The sequence below is a fragment of the Paenibacillus phyllosphaerae genome, assembly GCF_014192105.1.
GTDB classification, from domain to species: Bacteria; Bacillota; Bacilli; order Paenibacillales; family Paenibacillaceae; genus Paenibacillus_Z; species Paenibacillus_Z phyllosphaerae.
Window position 1 is genome coordinate 52,844 of record NZ_JACHXK010000024.1, and the last position, 17,720, is coordinate 70,563.

Annotated in this window: 11 protein-coding genes; 3 read left to right on the top strand and 8 right to left on the bottom strand. The window is 50.8% G+C overall.

Annotation, left to right across the window (positions count from 1 at the left end):
• Positions 1 to 13: 13 nt before the first annotated feature.
• The 6 genes from FHS18_RS29780 to FHS18_RS29805 form a co-directional block, all read right to left on the bottom strand.
• On the bottom strand, positions 14 to 982 hold the full coding sequence (locus FHS18_RS29780) for a carbohydrate ABC transporter permease (RefSeq protein ID WP_183604047.1): 969 nt from the start codon (positions 980 to 982) through the stop codon (positions 14 to 16).
• Positions 983 to 1,025: 43 nt separating this feature from the next.
• The gene (locus tag FHS18_RS29785; RefSeq protein WP_183604048.1) at positions 1,026 to 2,345 is read right to left on the bottom strand and encodes an ABC transporter substrate-binding protein; all 1,320 of its coding nucleotides are present in this window, start codon (positions 2,343 to 2,345) and stop codon (positions 1,026 to 1,028) included.
• A 34-nt stretch (positions 2,346 to 2,379) separates the two neighbouring features.
• Positions 2,380 to 3,165 (bottom strand): tyrosine-protein phosphatase, encoded by a 786-nt coding sequence (locus tag FHS18_RS29790; protein ID WP_221401518.1) that lies wholly within the window; start codon positions 3,163 to 3,165, stop codon positions 2,380 to 2,382.
• Between the two features lie 29 nt (positions 3,166 to 3,194).
• Positions 3,195 to 4,016 carry a metallophosphoesterase family protein gene (locus FHS18_RS29795; RefSeq protein ID WP_183604049.1) on the bottom strand — a complete coding sequence of 274 codons (822 nt, stop codon included), beginning with the start codon at positions 4,014 to 4,016 and terminating at the stop codon, positions 3,195 to 3,197.
• A gap of 218 nt (positions 4,017 to 4,234) precedes the next feature.
• Complete coding sequence (locus FHS18_RS29800) at positions 4,235 to 4,891, bottom strand: GntR family transcriptional regulator (protein WP_183604050.1); 657 nt, start codon at positions 4,889 to 4,891, stop codon at positions 4,235 to 4,237.
• 232 nt (positions 4,892 to 5,123) lie between these two features.
• Positions 5,124 to 6,365: a GAF domain-containing sensor histidine kinase gene (locus tag FHS18_RS29805; protein WP_183604051.1), complete on the bottom strand. Its 1,242-nt coding sequence runs from the start codon at positions 6,363 to 6,365 to the stop codon at positions 5,124 to 5,126.
• A gap of 290 nt (positions 6,366 to 6,655) precedes the next feature.
• On the opposite strand from FHS18_RS29805, the gene FHS18_RS29810 reads away from it, so the two are divergent.
• A complete protein-coding gene (locus FHS18_RS29810; RefSeq protein WP_183604052.1) occupies positions 6,656 to 10,162 on the top strand; it encodes an SIR2 family protein in 3,507 nt (1,168 codons plus the stop codon).
• Between the two features lie 418 nt (positions 10,163 to 10,580).
• Positions 10,581 to 13,733: a cohesin domain-containing protein gene (locus FHS18_RS29815; protein WP_183604053.1), complete on the top strand. Its 3,153-nt coding sequence runs from the start codon at positions 10,581 to 10,583 to the stop codon at positions 13,731 to 13,733.
• A gap of 228 nt (positions 13,734 to 13,961) precedes the next feature.
• On the opposite strand, the gene FHS18_RS29820 is transcribed toward FHS18_RS29815, so the two are convergent.
• Positions 13,962 to 15,131 carry a serine hydrolase domain-containing protein gene (locus FHS18_RS29820; RefSeq protein ID WP_183604054.1) on the bottom strand — a complete coding sequence of 390 codons (1,170 nt, stop codon included), beginning with the start codon at positions 15,129 to 15,131 and terminating at the stop codon, positions 13,962 to 13,964.
• A gap of 198 nt (positions 15,132 to 15,329) precedes the next feature.
• Between FHS18_RS29820 and FHS18_RS29825 the strand changes: the two genes are divergently transcribed.
• Complete coding sequence (locus FHS18_RS29825; RefSeq protein WP_183604055.1) at positions 15,330 to 16,946, top strand: hypothetical protein; 1,617 nt, start codon at positions 15,330 to 15,332, stop codon at positions 16,944 to 16,946.
• A gap of 52 nt (positions 16,947 to 16,998) precedes the next feature.
• Here the strand turns inward: FHS18_RS29825 and FHS18_RS29830 are convergent, their stop codons facing one another.
• Positions 16,999 to 17,544, bottom strand: a complete 546-nt coding sequence (locus FHS18_RS29830; protein WP_183604056.1) for a hypothetical protein — start codon at positions 17,542 to 17,544, stop codon at positions 16,999 to 17,001.
• Positions 17,545 to 17,720 lie beyond the last annotated feature (176 nt).

Genomic DNA, 17,720 nt, shown 5'->3' on the forward strand with positions numbered 1-17,720 from the left:
TCTCCTTCGAAGCTTAGTTGTCATAGAAGGCAAATTTGCGCGATACCGCATTCAGCGCGAGCGCGATGACGCCGAACGCCAGGAAGAACAGCATGGCAGCGGCTGAGCTGACGCCAACGTTCAGGTTCGAGAAGGCGAACCGGTACATCTCGTAGTAGATATTGGTGGAGGACCCGTAAGGACCGCCGGTGGTGAGAATATCGATATACGCGAACGTCCATTGGCTGGAGAACAGGATGCTCATCGTCAGCATGAACAGAATCATCGGCGACATGAGCGGCACCGTCACGTTCAGGAATTGCCGGAAGCTGCTTGCGCCGTCGATGGACGCGGCCTCGTAATATTCCCGGTTGATGCTCGTCAGCGCGGCGGCGAACATGATGGTGCTGAAGCCGATCATTTTCCACCCGGTGATGAACAGGATGATCCATCTCGCCCAACTTGCATCGGAGAAGAAGGCGATCTGCTCCTCGATGAGGCCGAGCTTCAGCAGCAGGTGGTTGACGACGCCGTTGGACGGATGGAACAGCCAACGCCAGATCGCGCTGACTGATACCGGCGCCAGAATCATCGGTATGAAGAATAGCGCGCGGTAGAAGTTCTTCATGCGGTCGTTCATCTTGTCGGTTACGACGGCGAGAATGAGCGGGATCACGATAGAGAAGGGCAGCAGTCCCACCGTATAAAATACCGTATTGCCGATCGCCTCCACGAAGCTCTTGTTCTGCAAGAGCCGCGAGAAGTTATCGAAGCCGACGAACACTTTGGCCGTCCCGGGCACCATGCTCCACTTGTGGAACGCCAGATAGAACGTATAGAGCAGCGGTCTGTACATCCAGATTCCCAGCAAGGCGACTGCCGGCAGCAAATATAGGTAAGGCTTGAGGCGCCGCCACAGCTTGGATTGATGCCAAGGCTGCCGAAGGGGTTCGCTCTTCCCCGCTAAGGGGGGAGCATACAGGTTCTCGATTGTTTTACTCATAGCCATTCCTTCCTGATCGAAGACGGGCTTAGGCGCCCGGTCGTTACTGGATCATGCCGTTGATTTCGTCTTCGGCCTGTTTCAGCACGGTGGCTGCGTCCTCGTCCGAGCTGACCGCTTTGACGATCGCATCATAGAAGACGGTGAAGATCTCCGTAGCATTGTCGCCGGGCCAGATCGCAACCGGCTGAATGCGCGACAGCTGCTCGAGGTTGATTTTGTACAGCGGATTCTGTTCGACGAAATCCTTCAGGCCGTTCGGATCATCGGCAAGCGCCGTGCGAAGCGGGAGATACCCGATCTGCGACGTAATGATCGTATACCCGCGGTCCCCGGTCACGAACTTGATGAATTCCCATACCGCGGCATTCTTCTCCGGACTGTCCGGACGGACGGCCAATACGCTGCCCGAGTTGACCGGAACGGACGGCTTGTCGCCGAATTGCGGCAACCCTGCGCCGTACAGCTTCCATCCGCCGGCTTCGGAAGCTTGCTTGACCCCGCTGTGCAGGGAGGTCGAGGAGACGTACATGCCGAGATTACCCGCCATGAATTGTTCGCTCAGTTCCGTATCGGTGCCGGCTGCGGAGGCGCCATTGTGGTAAAGGTCCTTCCACATGCTGATCGCTTCGATACCCGCCTCATTGGCAAAGTTGACCTTGGAACGGTCCTTCGCGAGCACCTCGCCGCCGTTGCTTAGGATGAGGCCCTCGGTAATCCAGCCGTTGTTCGGCGCCAGGCCGAAACCGTCTTTGCCGGTCTTCTCTTTGATCGCAAGCGATGCTTCCTTAATCTCATCCCATGTCTTCGGCGGATTCTCCGGATCGAGTCCGGCCTCCTCGAACAGCTTGCCATTGATGAAGACGATCGGGGTGCTGAAGGTGAAAGCGAGTCCGTACATCTTGCCGTCGATCTTGCCAAGCTCGAGCGCATTCGGCGAGATGCCTTTCAGATGCTCATCCAGCTCCTCCTGCGGGAAAACATCCTCGTAGGCTTGGAAGCCAAGGCTAAGGCGCGAGCTGTCGAGCGTACTGAACGTGTGCTGGACGACATCGACCTCCTTGCCTGCCGAGATATCCGCTTTGTATTGCTGCATCGTCGTATCCGCTATGCCTTCTACGATAACGCCTTTTTCCTTGCCGACCGTGTCGTTGAATTCCTTGATCAGCTGCTCCATGCCCGGCTTCATCGTCGGATAGGCAAGGCTGTACGTATAGAAGGTGATCTTGGTCGGATTCGCCGGATCCAGCGTGCCGAGCTCAGCAGAAGCCGAGGAAGAATTGGCCGCCGCGCCGCAACCGCTGAGCCATACGACAGTACTCAGAGATAGCAGCGTGACTGTGCCTTTTACGAACCGTTTCATGGACAAATACCCCCACCATATTATGGATTATCGATTATTCCAGACAGTAGTCTTGGATTCGCCTTCTTGTCGCTTCATCGATGCCGAATTCTTCTAACAGGTACTGCTCGAAGGTGCCGTAACGGCTCAGAATGCTGTTGTGCGAAGCGTCCAGATACAACTCTTGCAGCCGCATCGCGTCTTCCATCGCCTTCAGATCCTCCGCGCTCACATACTTCGCGGCCATATCGAACATTTGCCGGTGATAGCGCTCGAGCGTCACGTTGGAGAGGAGATAATCTTCCATCACCGTCTCGTATGGAACGCCCAAGGTCAGCAGGATCAGCATGCTGCCGACGCCGGTCCTGTCGCGTCCGCCTGCGCAGTGTTGCACGAGCGGTAGATTCGACTCCGGCACAGCCAAGAGTTCCATCAGCTTCCGATAGGAGGCGTTGCCCACCGGCAGATTCGCGTATAGCTCATGCAGCATATTGGAAGACAAATGTTTGTGCAGGCCTTGCTTGAACAGTTGTTCCAGATCCAAGCTCGGTTGATTCTCCGCGGCTTCATTGGCGGGAATCCGCGTGTTCGTCGCTTGTCCGATCTGCGGGTCGGGCTTCTGCTCGGCCTCGGCGCGGTTCCGGTAGTCGAACACATGCTTGAAGTCGATAGCGGCCAGGAGGGCATGGTCCTCAGGCGTCAAGCCGGTCAGTTCGGCGGCGCGGAACAGCAGCCCTTGCTTCACCGTACGGCCGTCAGTCGTTCTGAGGCCACCCATATCCCGGAAGTTATGCGCGCCTGCAAGCGGCAGCAGGCAGCTAGGCATTAATTCGTTGGTCATGATAGCAGCTCCTAATGGTTTGGATTGGCTTAATGCTGTGCGGCGAGAAGCGCAACAGGGAAGCGTACATACTCTTCTTGCAAGCCTGGCATAACGACGGTCTGTACGGTTACGCCTTCGGATAGCACGGAAACAACGTTGTAGCTGCACACATCCACCATGCTGTAATGCTCTTCATCAGCCAATGCGCCACCGAATGCCGTTCCCGTTGCCGCTACGCTGCAGATGCCTTTATAGGTACCGACATTGTGCATGTGGACATGGCCGGCGACGATGCCGACGACATCCGTGCCTTGAAGTACGTCGCCCAGCGCCTCGCGGTTGGAGAGCACATGCTCGCTCGGCATGCCGTTGATCTCAAGCAGCGGATGGTGGAGCGCCACGATCGTGCCTTTCTCGGCAGGAACGCTCAGCTCATCGCGCAACCATTGCAGCTGCTCCTCGTCGATCATGCCGTGATGCTGGCCGGCAACCTGGGAGTTCAGGCCGATCAGGCGCAGTCCTTGAATGTTATGGCTGTAATAGTAAGCTTGCTCGGATGGCTCTTCATGTAGGAAGCCTTCGCGGAACGGGGCGCGGTGGTCATGGTTGCCGAGCACGACATACACGGGCACGCCGAGCAGTGCGGCTCCTTCGTCGACGACGGAGCGGATATATTCGTAATCTTCCGTATTGCCTTCATGCGACAGATCGCCGGTAATGATGACGAATGAAGGGTTGTGGCGGTATTGCTGAACATGGCGGAAAACTTGCTTTACTTTGTCAGCCAGCTTGAAAGGGGCGAAATGGCCTTCCGTTTGCGGTGCGTTCATGTGCGTGTCCGTCAGATGAATGAATTTGATTGGTTCCATGTGTACAACCTCCATTGGATTCGTTTTGATGTTGCCAATCTTGCATACAAGAATCGTATATCTTGTATGTAAGATGAGCGTTAAATAGGCTTATAGATTTTATAAACGAGCAGGGGTCCATTTACAGGAACTAAAAAAGCCCTCGGACTCAAAGTCCGAAGGCTAGGAAGGAGAAAGCGTCTGTATGGTATGTGCGGCATGGCTTGAGTTCCAGCCGGTTACGAGGTACGGGTGATGCCGTTGCGCATCAAATCTTCACGCATGTTGCGATTATGCTGCTGAATAATTGCTTTGGCCTCCATATATTGGTTCTGCTCCAGCTTATGATAGATATCCTCATAGAGCTTGCGGCCGGTATAAGGGCGATTGGCCCCTTGCGTCAACCGGTAGGTAACAACGAAGAACAGCAGCTTATCCCGATGCAGATCGAAGGTCTCGAGGATAAAGCGGTTCTGGACGGCGGCAAGCATGGTGCGCATGAACATCAGGCCGTTCTCGTAATATTCCCGGTACTTCTGCCCCTCGCTTGCTCGTACAAGCTGTTCGTAGTGCTGGCGCATCGCCTTAAGGTCCAGCTCGTATACATCGCTGTCGATCCGGTCCAACGCGAAGGAATAGAGCGCGCCGAGCAGATCAAAGATATCATAGAGATCCTTCACATCGATGCCTTTGACAAGAATGCCCCGTTTGTACAGCGTCTGGACGAAGCCCTCTTTCTCCAGGAGCGAGACAGCGGCGCGTATAGGCGTCCGGCTCATCCCGAGCTTAGCGGCCAATTCGCTCTCGGAGAACAGTTCGCCCGGCAAATAGGCCCCATCGAGCAGCTGCCCGCGGAGGGATTGGTAGGCGATCTCAACTAGCGGTAGGTCGGACATAACGTAAGCTCCTCTTTATGACGGTTCGTATTCGAGATACACTATAGTATAGAATGGATTTTCAAGCACTGGCAATAACAAGCACTGTTCGCACGAGCCCACGCGTACAACAATGAACGCTTCTGCCTACAATGAACCGAACACAAGAATAGCCGTGCTCAGCAGACGGGAGAGTCTGCCAGGCAGGGCTATTCTTGTGTTGAGGATTATCAGGCGGCTCAACTGCCAGAACTTACGCGATGACCTGCTGTTCATCTACGATCAGCGGTATGGTGAAGCTGAAGCATGTTCCGGGTCCCTGTTGCTCCTCGACCCAGATCCGACCATTCATTAGCGTGACGAGGCGCTTGCAGATCGACAGGCCAAGACCGGCCCCACTGTAACCGGACACGTGGGAAGACCGCTCATGCACTTGGGAGAAGGGGTGGAACAAGCGGTCGATCCGCTCTTTCGGAATGCCCTTGCCCGTATCTTTCACCGAGAACAGCAGCGCGGCCTCCGGACTTTCACCGTTACAGCGGACGGACAGCGTGATCTGGCCATGATCGGTGAACCGTATCGCGTTGGTGACCAAATTCGTGAGTACTTGCCGAAGCTTGCCTCCATCCCCATAGATTAAGAACGGTACATCGGGTTCGATTTGATCGATCATCCGGATATCCTTCTTTTCGAGATCATGGCGGAAGAGTACTTCGATTTGCCGGAACAGATCGTGGAGATCGATCTGCTGCTGTTCTAGCGTCAGATTCATGCTGTCTTGCTTCGAATATTCGAGAATATCCTCGAGCATGGCAAGCAGGGAACCGCTGCTCGTCTCGATAATCTCCGTGTATTCCTGCTGTTCCGGAGTAAGCTCGGTAGACCGGAGAAGGGAAGCCATCCCCATAATGCCGTTCATCGGCGTCCGCACCTCATGGCTCATAACGGCGAGCAGATTGGACTTCTCTTCCATTATCTTCTGATTCTCGGCTTCGACTTCCCGCAGACGCCCGAGCGTGTCTTCCAACTCGAGGACATGGGCGAAGAAAACGGCGAGCGATTCCAACAGCTCGATATCTTCCTGCTTATACACGTAGAAGTTCGGATCGAAGGCGCATAAGGAACCGTACATCTCGCCTCTTTTGGTAACGATCGGCACGCCCATGAACGAGCAGGGACCTACGAATTGGGTTGCGTCCATATCTCTCGTGAGCGGATGCGTCAAGTTATTGTCGACTACTAGCGGTCCGGCTGCTTTCTCGATGACAAGATGACAATAGGAGTCCTTGTTATCGACGATGAGTCCTTCCTCGAGCATGATCGCCTCGCGGTTGAAGACTTTAAGCACCGTGGTGGTCAGCCGGTCATTGAGCGCAATACAGAATGTGTTAGCCTGCATCAGCCGGCTCGAGGTAAGGATCACTTCGGCCGCGGCATCATATAATTTTTGCGAAATAATGGACAGTACATTTATATAATCCGTCTTTAATGCCATTGGGCACGAACCCCGCATTCCCTGTCAGAATTAGGGCTGGAGCGCCCGACTAATCTACATGATAGACCTTGCCGGTTGAGTCTGTCTACTAGTTTTGTAGGTAGTAGAATTAAGGGGGAATTCTTTACGAACCGCTCAAGTAGTAGCGGATTTGATAATCTGAAAGTTCTGCAGGGATTTGATAATCTGAAAGTTCTGCAGGGATTTGATAATTTTTCCTGTAAAGCATTTGTGGTAATATATAAGCAGGGAATAAGTTTGTATTTTTTTTAGAAAAATAAGGGGGCATTATGAAGCAGCAAATCATCGACGCAATTAAAGAAAATAAACTGTTACTATTTATAGGTGCAGGGTTTTCGCAACCCTTGGGCTTCCCGAGTTGGAACGAGCTTATTAGCCTTGTATTAAAGGAATTGGCAGAAGAAGATAACAAATATAATATTTTGGCTGATACATTAAGTGCCCGATTGTTAACCTCATTGGAAGTTCTAGATAAAATTAAAGACAAAAAGAAACTAGTCTATGAGGTACTAGATCGAGAAAATGATAAGCCTTTGGAAAACTTAAATATTGAGCTTCATAGAAAATTGGGTAGAATTTCCTCACGAATCATAACAACAAACTATGATCGGTTGATAGAGACAGCCACTGGTTTTAAGAAGGTTGTATTTGACAATACATTTCATATTGCAAAATTGCATGACAAAGATAATTTTTTGTTAAAGTTACACGGTTGCATAGAGAATCCCGATACATGCATATTATTTCAAGAAAAATACGAAGATTTATATAAAGAGACTGCAGCGATTGAAAAGTTAAAAAGTTTAATTGCTGACCATACAATCCTTTTTATTGGATTCAGCCTTTCTGATGATTATGTTAGGAAACAGTTTGAATATATTCATTCAATCTACAAGGGATTCTCTAAACAACATTTTTATCTAACTGTAGACAATTCTGCAACAGAAATACACGGAGTGCACCCTGTTTTCTTAAAGGATTGGGGGGACATGGGGGCGATTCTTGATAGCCTTATTGAAGTAAAGGAATCTGCAAAGCAGACTAGCGTGGCAACCATTACAGCGGCCAATGATGAAAGCGCTTTGGCTTCGAAATTTAAAGAGAAAGAGGTTTCGATTGCGCTTTTGAGTGCGGCCCCTATTGACTCGGATAGAGAGCCGCTTTTTGAGACAGTGACCAAACCTCTCTCCAAATTCAAGGTCAATATCGAGTGCTTCTATTTTAATATAGAGGTATTGCGAAATTTAGAAGGCTTTGACTACATTATTATTCTTTCGCAGACAGTAAAAGATAAAATTATTATTGAGGACCAGTACTTAAAGAGTAAACTGATAACCCCGCAAGAGATCGAGGAAAATCTAATTACGGACGATTTAAAAGGTATAATTATATTTATTGATAAACCGATTCAAATTTCTGTCTCCCAAGTTTCAATACCACTGTTAATGTTGTGGGAGGAAGATTTAAGCAGTGTATTCTTTAAATTGTTTCAAAAGAAAACTTTGAATAGATTTGAAAACAGCATACTCTTTAATCCTGAAAAGTTTAATCTAACTGTGATTCAGAAAGGCGTATCAACAATAGTAACGAGAGGCGATAATTCTAAAAGAAGTCTAGCTGACAGTATTGATACAAAGAATTTAATCAATTTCGTCGGTCGTAAAACGGACTTAGAAGACGTCACGAGGAAAATTATTGATACGAGCAGACGAGTTTTGACTATTAAAGGGTCGGGTGGCATTGGAAAGACAACTACTGTCAAAAAAGTTGCACTGGAGCTTTTTGACAGAGGATTATTTAGTGATGGAATATTTTTTATTGATTGTGAATTTATTACCAATTATAAAAATTTTGAGTATAGGGTCGCCCAGTGTTTTGGGATTGAGAGTACGATTAATCTAAAAGAGCATGTACAGTTAAATAATATTGTGTTAAATGCCATGATAATATTGGATAATTTTGAACCGATGTTGTATATTGATGATGAAGATGAAGTCAAATCCCTCCTTGCATTTGTTTGCGACTATGTCAATGTTGTCATTACATCTAGAGAGTGGGTTCGACTGGAGTTTGAGGAGTGTCATGAACTTAGGGCTTTCACAATTGAAGAGGCATTTGAACTTTTTAGTAAATATTATAAATCAGAGTTAAATATAGATGAAATTAAAATGCTTAAAGATGATATATTAAGTAGACTGCTGAATAACAACCCCCTAGCAATCAAAATCACTGCCAAAAATCTGCCTAAATCTAAAAATATGATAGCGTTAAAGGAAGAGTTAGAGAAGGATTTCTTTAACATCACTAAGGACGGCTACGAAGATATTTTCGACGAGCGAATTGATGCTAATATTGAACGATCTAAATCATTATATCAATCTATCGCTTATTCCTATTACAGCCTGACAACTAATGAGAAGCTACTGTTTGAATTATTGTCATTATTCCCAGATGGAATTCATATGAACAATATAAAATCATTCTTTTCACAAGGAAAATACAAATTGGATTCGCGAAGAATTACTGATCGTGATATTACCTCCTTGGAGAATAAGTCATTAATTGAGATAAATCGTGGTTTTATTGAACTTCAATCAATTATCGGAAGATTTGCGGAGTATCAGTTTCAGAAAAGACCGGAAGAGGAAAAAAGGGATTTCCATAAACGTGCATTTGACTTTATTGGTTTCTTGATTGACACTATTTCCTCAATATGTGAAGATAACCAAACACTTGGACTTGAGATATTCGATCAGAATATAGAAAATTTTATCAAGAGCCTAGATTATTTTACTTATTCTGTAGAGGATCAGGATAAAAAGTTAAGATATATCCTGAAAGTTGATAATTTGTTCGATTATATTGAGCAAGGTCAACATTTCTATAGGAAGCTTAAAAAGTTAAAAAGTAAGTTCACTTTGGAAAAATCAGATATCTTAATTGATGTTATTATTGCCAGTTCAAAATATCGATTTGGTAAGTTCAAGGAAGGTTATGACCAAATAAAACAAACTGTGTCAATTGAAGATATGTATAAACTAGATCATACCAATATGCTTGACAGGCATATTATTATAGGTGGGCTTCATCTTTATGATTATAGCGACATAAACGAGGTTAGACGTTTCATTATTAAAAGTAACTTTTACAGTCATGGAGCGATAGTTTCTATGTTGTATAATGCCGGGGAGTATAAGAAATTAGAGGCATTAGTTGCATACAGAAAGCTCCGTGGGTTTCATTATTTGGAAATGAAATACAATATGGACAAATTGGATTACGATGAATTGGAAGCGGAAATCAATGGATTATATCGGAAGCAATACATAGAGATTATGCAAACCCACTACATTAAAGCTAAAATGGGTAAACTGGATAGAAAATCGATAAATAAATTAGTTGTTACTAACTCCTACACCTCAGGAATTAAATCGTTGATGCTTGCATTTACTGAGAAGGATCACAATAAAACCATTCTTTATTATGAATCTGCTGTAAATGACTTACAACCTATTCGATACTACTATACTGAAGCGATCTATTTTTATGCTGGATTTTTGCTCGCTAATGGTTTAGACGAGAGTATGCAGTGGTATAATAAAGGTCTCCTTTTGGCCAAGGACAATCATTATAGGTTTTTGTACCATAAATTTATATGTCTAAAAGAAGGACTAGAGACACCATATGATGAAGATCAGTATAATTTGCCCGTGGAGTACCTTCTAGATGAACTAATTGAAAAAAATAAAGATGAATATTATTCGAAATATAAATAAGATACAAAGGAAAAAGAAGATTTGTAGACTTGTTACTCAATGAACGGATCCATCCTCTTAGGAAATAGAGGATAGGATCCTTTTCATTTTTAAACTTGATTACATTACATATAATCGCTCTGAAGTTAATACCTAATACTTTGATCCTAAACGTTAATTGGAGAAATCATATGAAAGGTAAAGAACATACTACAGGAATTTATTAGTACAAATGAATAACTAGCTTTGCCCTCTAATTTCCATATGAATTGAAGTGAAATCTTGCCGGTATGCGCATGCTCTTTCCCTTTGCTACAATCGGATACGAAACGTATCGTAAGCGCTTGCAAGATGAGCCGCGGCTACAGCGCACCAAGCAGACTTTAACGACAAGCGGACCAGGAGCGAACGCAACATAGGGAACTTGAGGAGGCATTCGATGCTTAGGAGAAGAATGATTGGCGCTGTAACAGCTGCTTCGTTGTTATTGGGTAGCGCTGCCATAAGTCCGGCGGCAGCATCTGCAGTTGACTTGCCGGAGCCGGTGAAGAGTGAGCCTTACAGCTGGGGACGCGTCAAGGTTGTCGGGGGAGGCTTCATCCCCGGCATCATCTACAATGAGTCGGAGAAGGATCTCATCTACGCGCGCACCGATATGGGCGGCGCTTATCGATGGGACAAGACGACCGGCACGTGGAAACAGCTGCTCGAATTCGTCGGCTTCGATGAATGGAATATGCTCGGCGTAGAGAGTCTGGCTACCGATCCGGTCGATCCGAACCGGGTGTATATCGCGGCTGGCACCTATACGAACGATTGGACCGATATGAACGGCGTCATCTTGCGTTCGACGGACCGCGGCGAGACCTGGCAGCGGACCGAGCTGCCGTTCAAGTTCGGCGGCAATATGCCGGGGCGTTCGATGGGGGAGCGGCTGTCGATCGACCCGAACGACAACAGCATTCTTTATTTTGCGGCACGAGGGGATAATGGATTGTGGCGCAGCACCGATTACGGCGCAACCTGGAGCAAGGTCGAGAGCTTCACGGCTCCGGCGGATGTGAAAGAATATTACGGCAGCACGGTCGGACCGGTCTGGGTGACATTCGATAAGTCGACAGGCTCGGCGGGCAGCAAGACGCAGACGATCTATGTCGGCGTCGCGGACTCGAACACGAGCATCTACCGCAGTACGGACGGCGGCCAGACGTGGGAGGCGGTGCCGGGACAGCCGAAGCAGGGCTTCGTACCGCATCATGGCACGCTGTCTTCCAACGGTAACCTGTATATTACGTACAACTATGCGATCGGGCCTTACGATGGCGATAACGGCAGCGGCAAGCTCGGCTCGGTCTGGAAACTCGATACGAAGTCAGGGGTATGGACCGATATCAGTCCGACCGGTGCTGGTAGCACGGACACGCCATACGGGGGGCTGGCTGTAGACGCTCAGAATCCGGACACCTTGATGGTCGCTTCGATGAACAAATGGTGGCCGGATGATCAGATCTACCGCAGTACGGATGGCGGCGCAACCTGGGCGCCATTCTGGACGATCGGCAATTATCCGGAGCGCAACAACCGTTACGCCATCGACTACTCGCTCTCGCCTTGGCTGGATTGGGGCGAGCATGACACGAAGCCGTTGCCGGAGCAGGCGCCTAAGCTCGGCTGGATGATCGGGGACCTGGAGATCGATCCGTTCAACTCCGATCGGATGATGTATGGGACAGGTGCCACCTTGTACGGCTCTGACGATCTAACGAAGTTCGATCAGAACGAAACGATCAACATCGAGGTTATGGCCGACGGAATCGAGGAAACGGCTGTACTCGGCCTGATTAGTCCTTCCTCGGGCGCGCCGCTGCTCAGCTCGATGGGCGACATCGGCGGCTTCCGCCATGAGGATCTCGACAAGGCGCCGGAGATGCTGACTAATCCGGTCATCGGCTCTAGCACGGATCTCGATTTTGCAGAGCTCAATCCGAATATCGTCGTGCGCGTCGGCAATGGCAGCGGCTCTGCGCCTCGCATGGGCGTCTCGACGGATAATGGCGTAACGTGGACGCCAGCGGCCAACGCATTCAGCGACGAGTCCGGGGCGAACGGCGGCCATGTCGCCGTTGCCGCTGACGGCAGCAGCATCGTCTGGAGTCCGGCAGGCGCGCCGATCAGCTACTCGACGGATCTTGGCGCGACATGGAAGGCGGCTGCAGGGTTGCCGGACGGAGCGCGGGTATCGGCGGACCGCGTCAATCCGAGCAAGTTCTATGGCTTGGCGGATGGCGTATTCTATGTAAGCCTGGATGGCGGCGCGACATTCACGGCTACAGCGGCAGCAGGCCTGCCAACGAAGCTGACGAGCAATTTCAAGGCGGTTCCCGGTCAGGAAGGGGACATCTGGATCGCGGCGGCCAAAGATAATTCGGACGAGGAAAGCGCATATGGGCTGTGGCATTCCACCGATTCGGGCCAAACGTTCACGAAGCAAGCCAATGTGGAGGAAGCGGCAACGATCGGGTTCGGGTTGCACGCCCCGGGAAAAACGTACCCGGCCATGTACAGCTACGCGAAGGTAGAAGGTCAATATGGCGTGTATCGCTCCGACGACGGCGGCGCGAATTGGATTCGCATCAATGACGACGAGCATCAATTCGGATCGGCGAACACGGCCATTACCGGCGATGCGCGCGTATACGGCCGCGTCTATATTGCGACGAATGGCCTTGGGATCGTGAAGGGGGAGAGCGCAGCTCAACCGGCTGCCGATACAACCCTCACAGGACCTAGCACGGTGAAGGCGGGGCAGACCTTCCAGGTGAACTATGGGCTTGCAGCTAATGGCCATGAGACGGTCGCTCAAGATATTACGATTACCTACGACTCGTCGAAGTTGACCTATACCGAAGCGACATCGCTGCAACCGGAGCAATTCGTCATCGCAGGCATTGACAGCGCTACGCCGGGGACGATCCGCATCCTCGGCGCGCATGTAGGCGTAGGCGCTTCCGGACTGGGAGGGGAGCTTCTCCGGTTAGGCTTCCAGGCCAAGGCCGATGCGGCAGACGGACCGAGCACGATCGCGGTCACGAACGTGGTTGCAGGGAATGCCGGAGGCAGCGAAACTTCGCTGTCCGGTGGAACACTCCAGATTGCGATACGACTTGTCGATTCGGCTTCGCTAACAGCGCTGATAGCGGAAGCGACGACCGTTCACGATCAAGCCGTCGAAGGCAATCGTAAGGGCCAATATCCATCCGGGTCCAAAGCGAAGCTTCAAGCGGCCATCGACGCTGCCGCAGAAGTGGCGAGCGACGAAGGCGCTACGCAGGCGGAGGTAGCCGATGCAGTCACCGCGCTTACAGCTGAGCTGAAACAGTTCCGCGATTCCGTCATCACCCGTGTGCCGGGCGATACGAACCAGGACGACAAGGTCAGCATCGGTGACCTGGCGATCGTGGCCAAAGCATACGGCATGAAGAAGGGCGATGAAGGATGGGATGGCGTGAAGGGCTATGACTTCAACGGCGATGACATCATCGACGTCGAGGATCTGGTCATCCTTGCCCGCAAGATACTGGATTGGGAATAAAGGAATAAGGAAGTACGCGAACTGCCAGGTCTTGTGCCTGGCAGTTTTTACGTTGGTGACGACCGAACAGGTACGCAGAAGGAAACGGCCACCGTCCATTCTACGCCCGGTCCTGATTCATTCCGCACGAATACTACGGACGAGGAATGGCGGATCGGGAACCGACTAAAGCGCGAGAAGGCTGCTGATTCGCAATCAGCAGCCTTCTCTATCGTCAGGTCATAATCACTACGTCAACGCGCCATAAATCACGTTGCGCAGTCTAGGCTGATGAACCGCCTCAAGATTCGGCAGCATCTGCTGCATATAGACCGCGGTGAGCTTTTCTTTCGGATCAACCATCATCCATGTGCCGGGCAAGCCGCTCCAACCGAACTCGCCAACGGAAGCGCCGCTCCCTGCCGCAGCGGGATCCATCATCGTACGTACGCCTAGTCCGTAGCCATAACCGGCAAGGTATCCCCAATTGTAATCGTTCATCTGCTCGCTTGTCAGCTGATTGGCTGCCATGAGCTTGATCGTCCGCGGATTCATGATGCGGACGCCATCCAGCTCACCGCCCAATGCCAGCATGTTGGCGAATCGGGCATAGTCGGACAGGGTGGACAATAGTCCGGCGCCGCCGCTCTCGTATCTGTAGTCCTCTGGGTAAGTTGTGTCGAATAGATCGGTTGGCGACAATGTCCCTGCCTCGTCGCGGAGGTACATGGCGGCCAGCCGGTGACGCTTCTCTTCCGTAATGCGGAAGGAGGTATCACGCATCTGCAGCGGTCCGAAGAATTCTTCTTGCATGAATTGCGCCAGCGTCTTGCCGGTTAGCACCTCGATGAACGCGCCGAGCACATCATGGCTCAAGCCATACTGCCAGCGGGTGCCGGGGTCAAAAGCAAGCGGGATCTCCGCAAGACCCTTAGACAACGTTCGGTTGTCGAAAGGCTGGCCATTCTTCGCTTGTTCGTTCAGTTTGTTCATCAGCGTATTTATCCGTCGCTCCGTCTCCGAGTTCGCTCCTTGATACGTCAAACCGGAGGACATCGTGAACAGGTCCTTCACGCGAATCGGCTGCGTAGCGGGAGTCGCGATCCATTCCCCTTGCTGCTGCTCCCGGTACACGAGCGGATTCTTGAACTCGGGCAAATATTCTTCCAACGGGTCATTCAACAAATACAACCCGCGCTCGTGCAGCAGTAATGCGGCCGCGCAAGTCACTACTTTGGTCATCGAGAATATCCGGAAGATCGTATCGGGCGCAATCGGCTGTTGCTTCTCCGCATCGGCATAACCGACATAATCCTCGAATACGACTTGACCATTCTGGCTGACTAATAAGGAACAGCCGGGCGGTCCTTGATCCACGAATCGCCGCAGCAGCGGGCGCAAATGACGAAATTGTTCCATATGGTTTAACCTCCTGTATTGAAGCTGCTAATGTCCACTATATCTCTACCCTACCATAATCGCGGTTGATCTGTTAATGCGCTTTCATGCCTGAACCTTGTATAGGTCAAAATTTTTCGCAAAAAGGTAAGAATCGTCGCTTGTTCCTCCCTGCCATCGGCGTTACGATGCGAGCAAGAAAGAAGGGAGTGCTTGAGGATGCGTACCTATCAGGAACGAATGGATCGGATTACGCTGCACGTGGCGGAGGAAGCATGGAAGACGCCGCGACTGGCAAGCGGATTGTGGCATCATAACGATATTCGCAACAATTTTTACGAGGCGGTTTATTTGTTGGCAGCGAGCGTCGACTATCGGCTTGCGGTTAGCTTTCCCCGTGAAGAGGGGGCCGCCTTGGCTCGCGCTATACTAGCGAATGTGCTGTCCTTGCAGGATCAGGAAGAGGGGAGTCCGACCATCGGCCACTGGCCGCTCCACCTGGGCGATAACCCCGCACGAGCGGCGAAGAATCCGTTGCCGGCCGAGCTCATGAGCTGTTTGATGGCGGTGGTGTGCGAACGATATGCGAGCGAGCTGGGCACGGAGCTTGCAGCGTCTTTCGAACAATCGCTGGCTATCCTGTACCGAAGCGGGTTCTATCTGCAGCCCCAGCGGACCTTCAGCCACCACGAGACCAAATATACCGCGGCCAAAATCCTGTTCGGAGACCGGTACGGCGATGAAGGATTGCTCGCATCCGGCCGTAGTGATCTACGGCTCACGCTCGAGCGATTGCGCGCCGAGGGCATGGCCGAATACGGGGCTTTGCCCTGGTTCTGGCATTGGGTGCAGTCCTTGACGAGCGCCTACGTCTGCATCTCGGACGCGGATATCAAAGGGGAGCTCGCCGACTTGCTCGAGCTGCTGTGGCACTACCGGGCACAACATTATCTCAAGGGCGCCTGGATTGGCGGCCGTATGCGCAGCTTGCCCGTGGATCTCCCGCGCGATCGGAATGTAGCGTTCGATTACGTTCAGTTTGGGGATTTTGAGTTGCCGCTGCCTCTATCACGCGTTGAATTCGCAGGTTTGCTTCATTACGAAGCCAGCGAGTCGACACGACAATACGCGCTGCGAACCGAGCCGGAGGAAATCCGCTATTCAATCCAGCCGGCGACAGGCGGACAGCCGCTGCATGGGCGCATCTATCGGACCGCCTATGCGGCAACCGGCGGCATTACGGAGCGAGCCAGCGAGTTCGATAACGAGCAGCATCGCTGGGAGCTAACGCTGCCGCTAACGGATGCGGAAGGCGCGAACAGGCTATATTTGTTCTCGCCGGGCGAGGGTTACACGGAAGGCGACCCGCGTCACGAAAGCGATGCAGGCGACCTGTTATTTCATGGGCATGCGGTGCTCGGTCTATATGGACCGCCAGTTTCATCGAACCGTCTTGTCGGCGTTCTGCCTAAAGGCGAGTGGCGATTCGAGGGAGGGCGCGCCTATGGCGAGCTTCGGCAGCTATATGTGGCGCTGTTCATGCCAGGTGAATTCGCCACACAAGAACTCTCGGACTATATCGCCCTCGACAGCCCCGGTCAAGACGGGATGAACGGCTTTGTGATGGAAGCAATCGCGAAGTCGGATGCGGCCGAGCGTGGAATCCACAGCATTGCGGATTTTGCGGCCTTCATCGATGAACGGCGGCCGAATTGGACGGGACTACACAACGGTACTGACGGTTTGTCAGTCAGCTATCTTACATTTGGCGGCGATGAGCTGAAGCTCTCCGTACAGCCAGACAGTTCGGTGACACGGACGGTTCGCAGCGATTAACATAACCAGCCTGACTAGGAGACTAGGCAGGCTGTATTTTTTAAAACTCTTATTAACTTGCATTCCAAACCACAATCGACTGCCTGCCCGCAACATGAGGATCCGCTGTCTTCTTGACGACGTACCGATCATCATTGCGCTCGATCATGTCTTTGCTGGACGTAAAGTCGCCTTCATCTCGATATAAGGTAACATCGAGCACGACCTGGTCATCTTTGACGAACACCAGTTTCTGCAGGTTGTCGTCCGATAATGGGTCGTCGCCTACGCCTAGACTTGTCTGATTGATTAAGTATCCAATATAGGAGGAATCCGTGTGCCACTTGGTACCAATGGTCTCTTCCATCATGAATTTCGGGGTGTAGGCTGGAAACATGTACATCCGGTCCCAATCGAATGCCGCAACATTCGTCATCGAGAATGTCGACGTTTCTTGTATCGCTATACTTAAGCTTTTTTCAAACGCCGCTGCCTGGCTATTGGCAATCCTTGTTGTTCGATAGTCCGAGTAGCTGCTTATAGCAGGCGCAAGGCAAAGGGCTAGCAGAATAACGAATGCGGCAACCGAAACGAACATCATCTTTTTTCTTCTTCGCATAGGGGTCCCCTCAGGTTAGGTTTAGCTTCTATAGGTAACGACGAATTGGGCTAACGGTTAGTTGTAAATCGGTACCAGCATTACAAGAATAGCTGAACTATTGCGTTAACGCACCGTATGATCGACTTCACCTTGACCCTCAGCCCTCACTCCGCAAAGAAGTCAAACCAATCGCC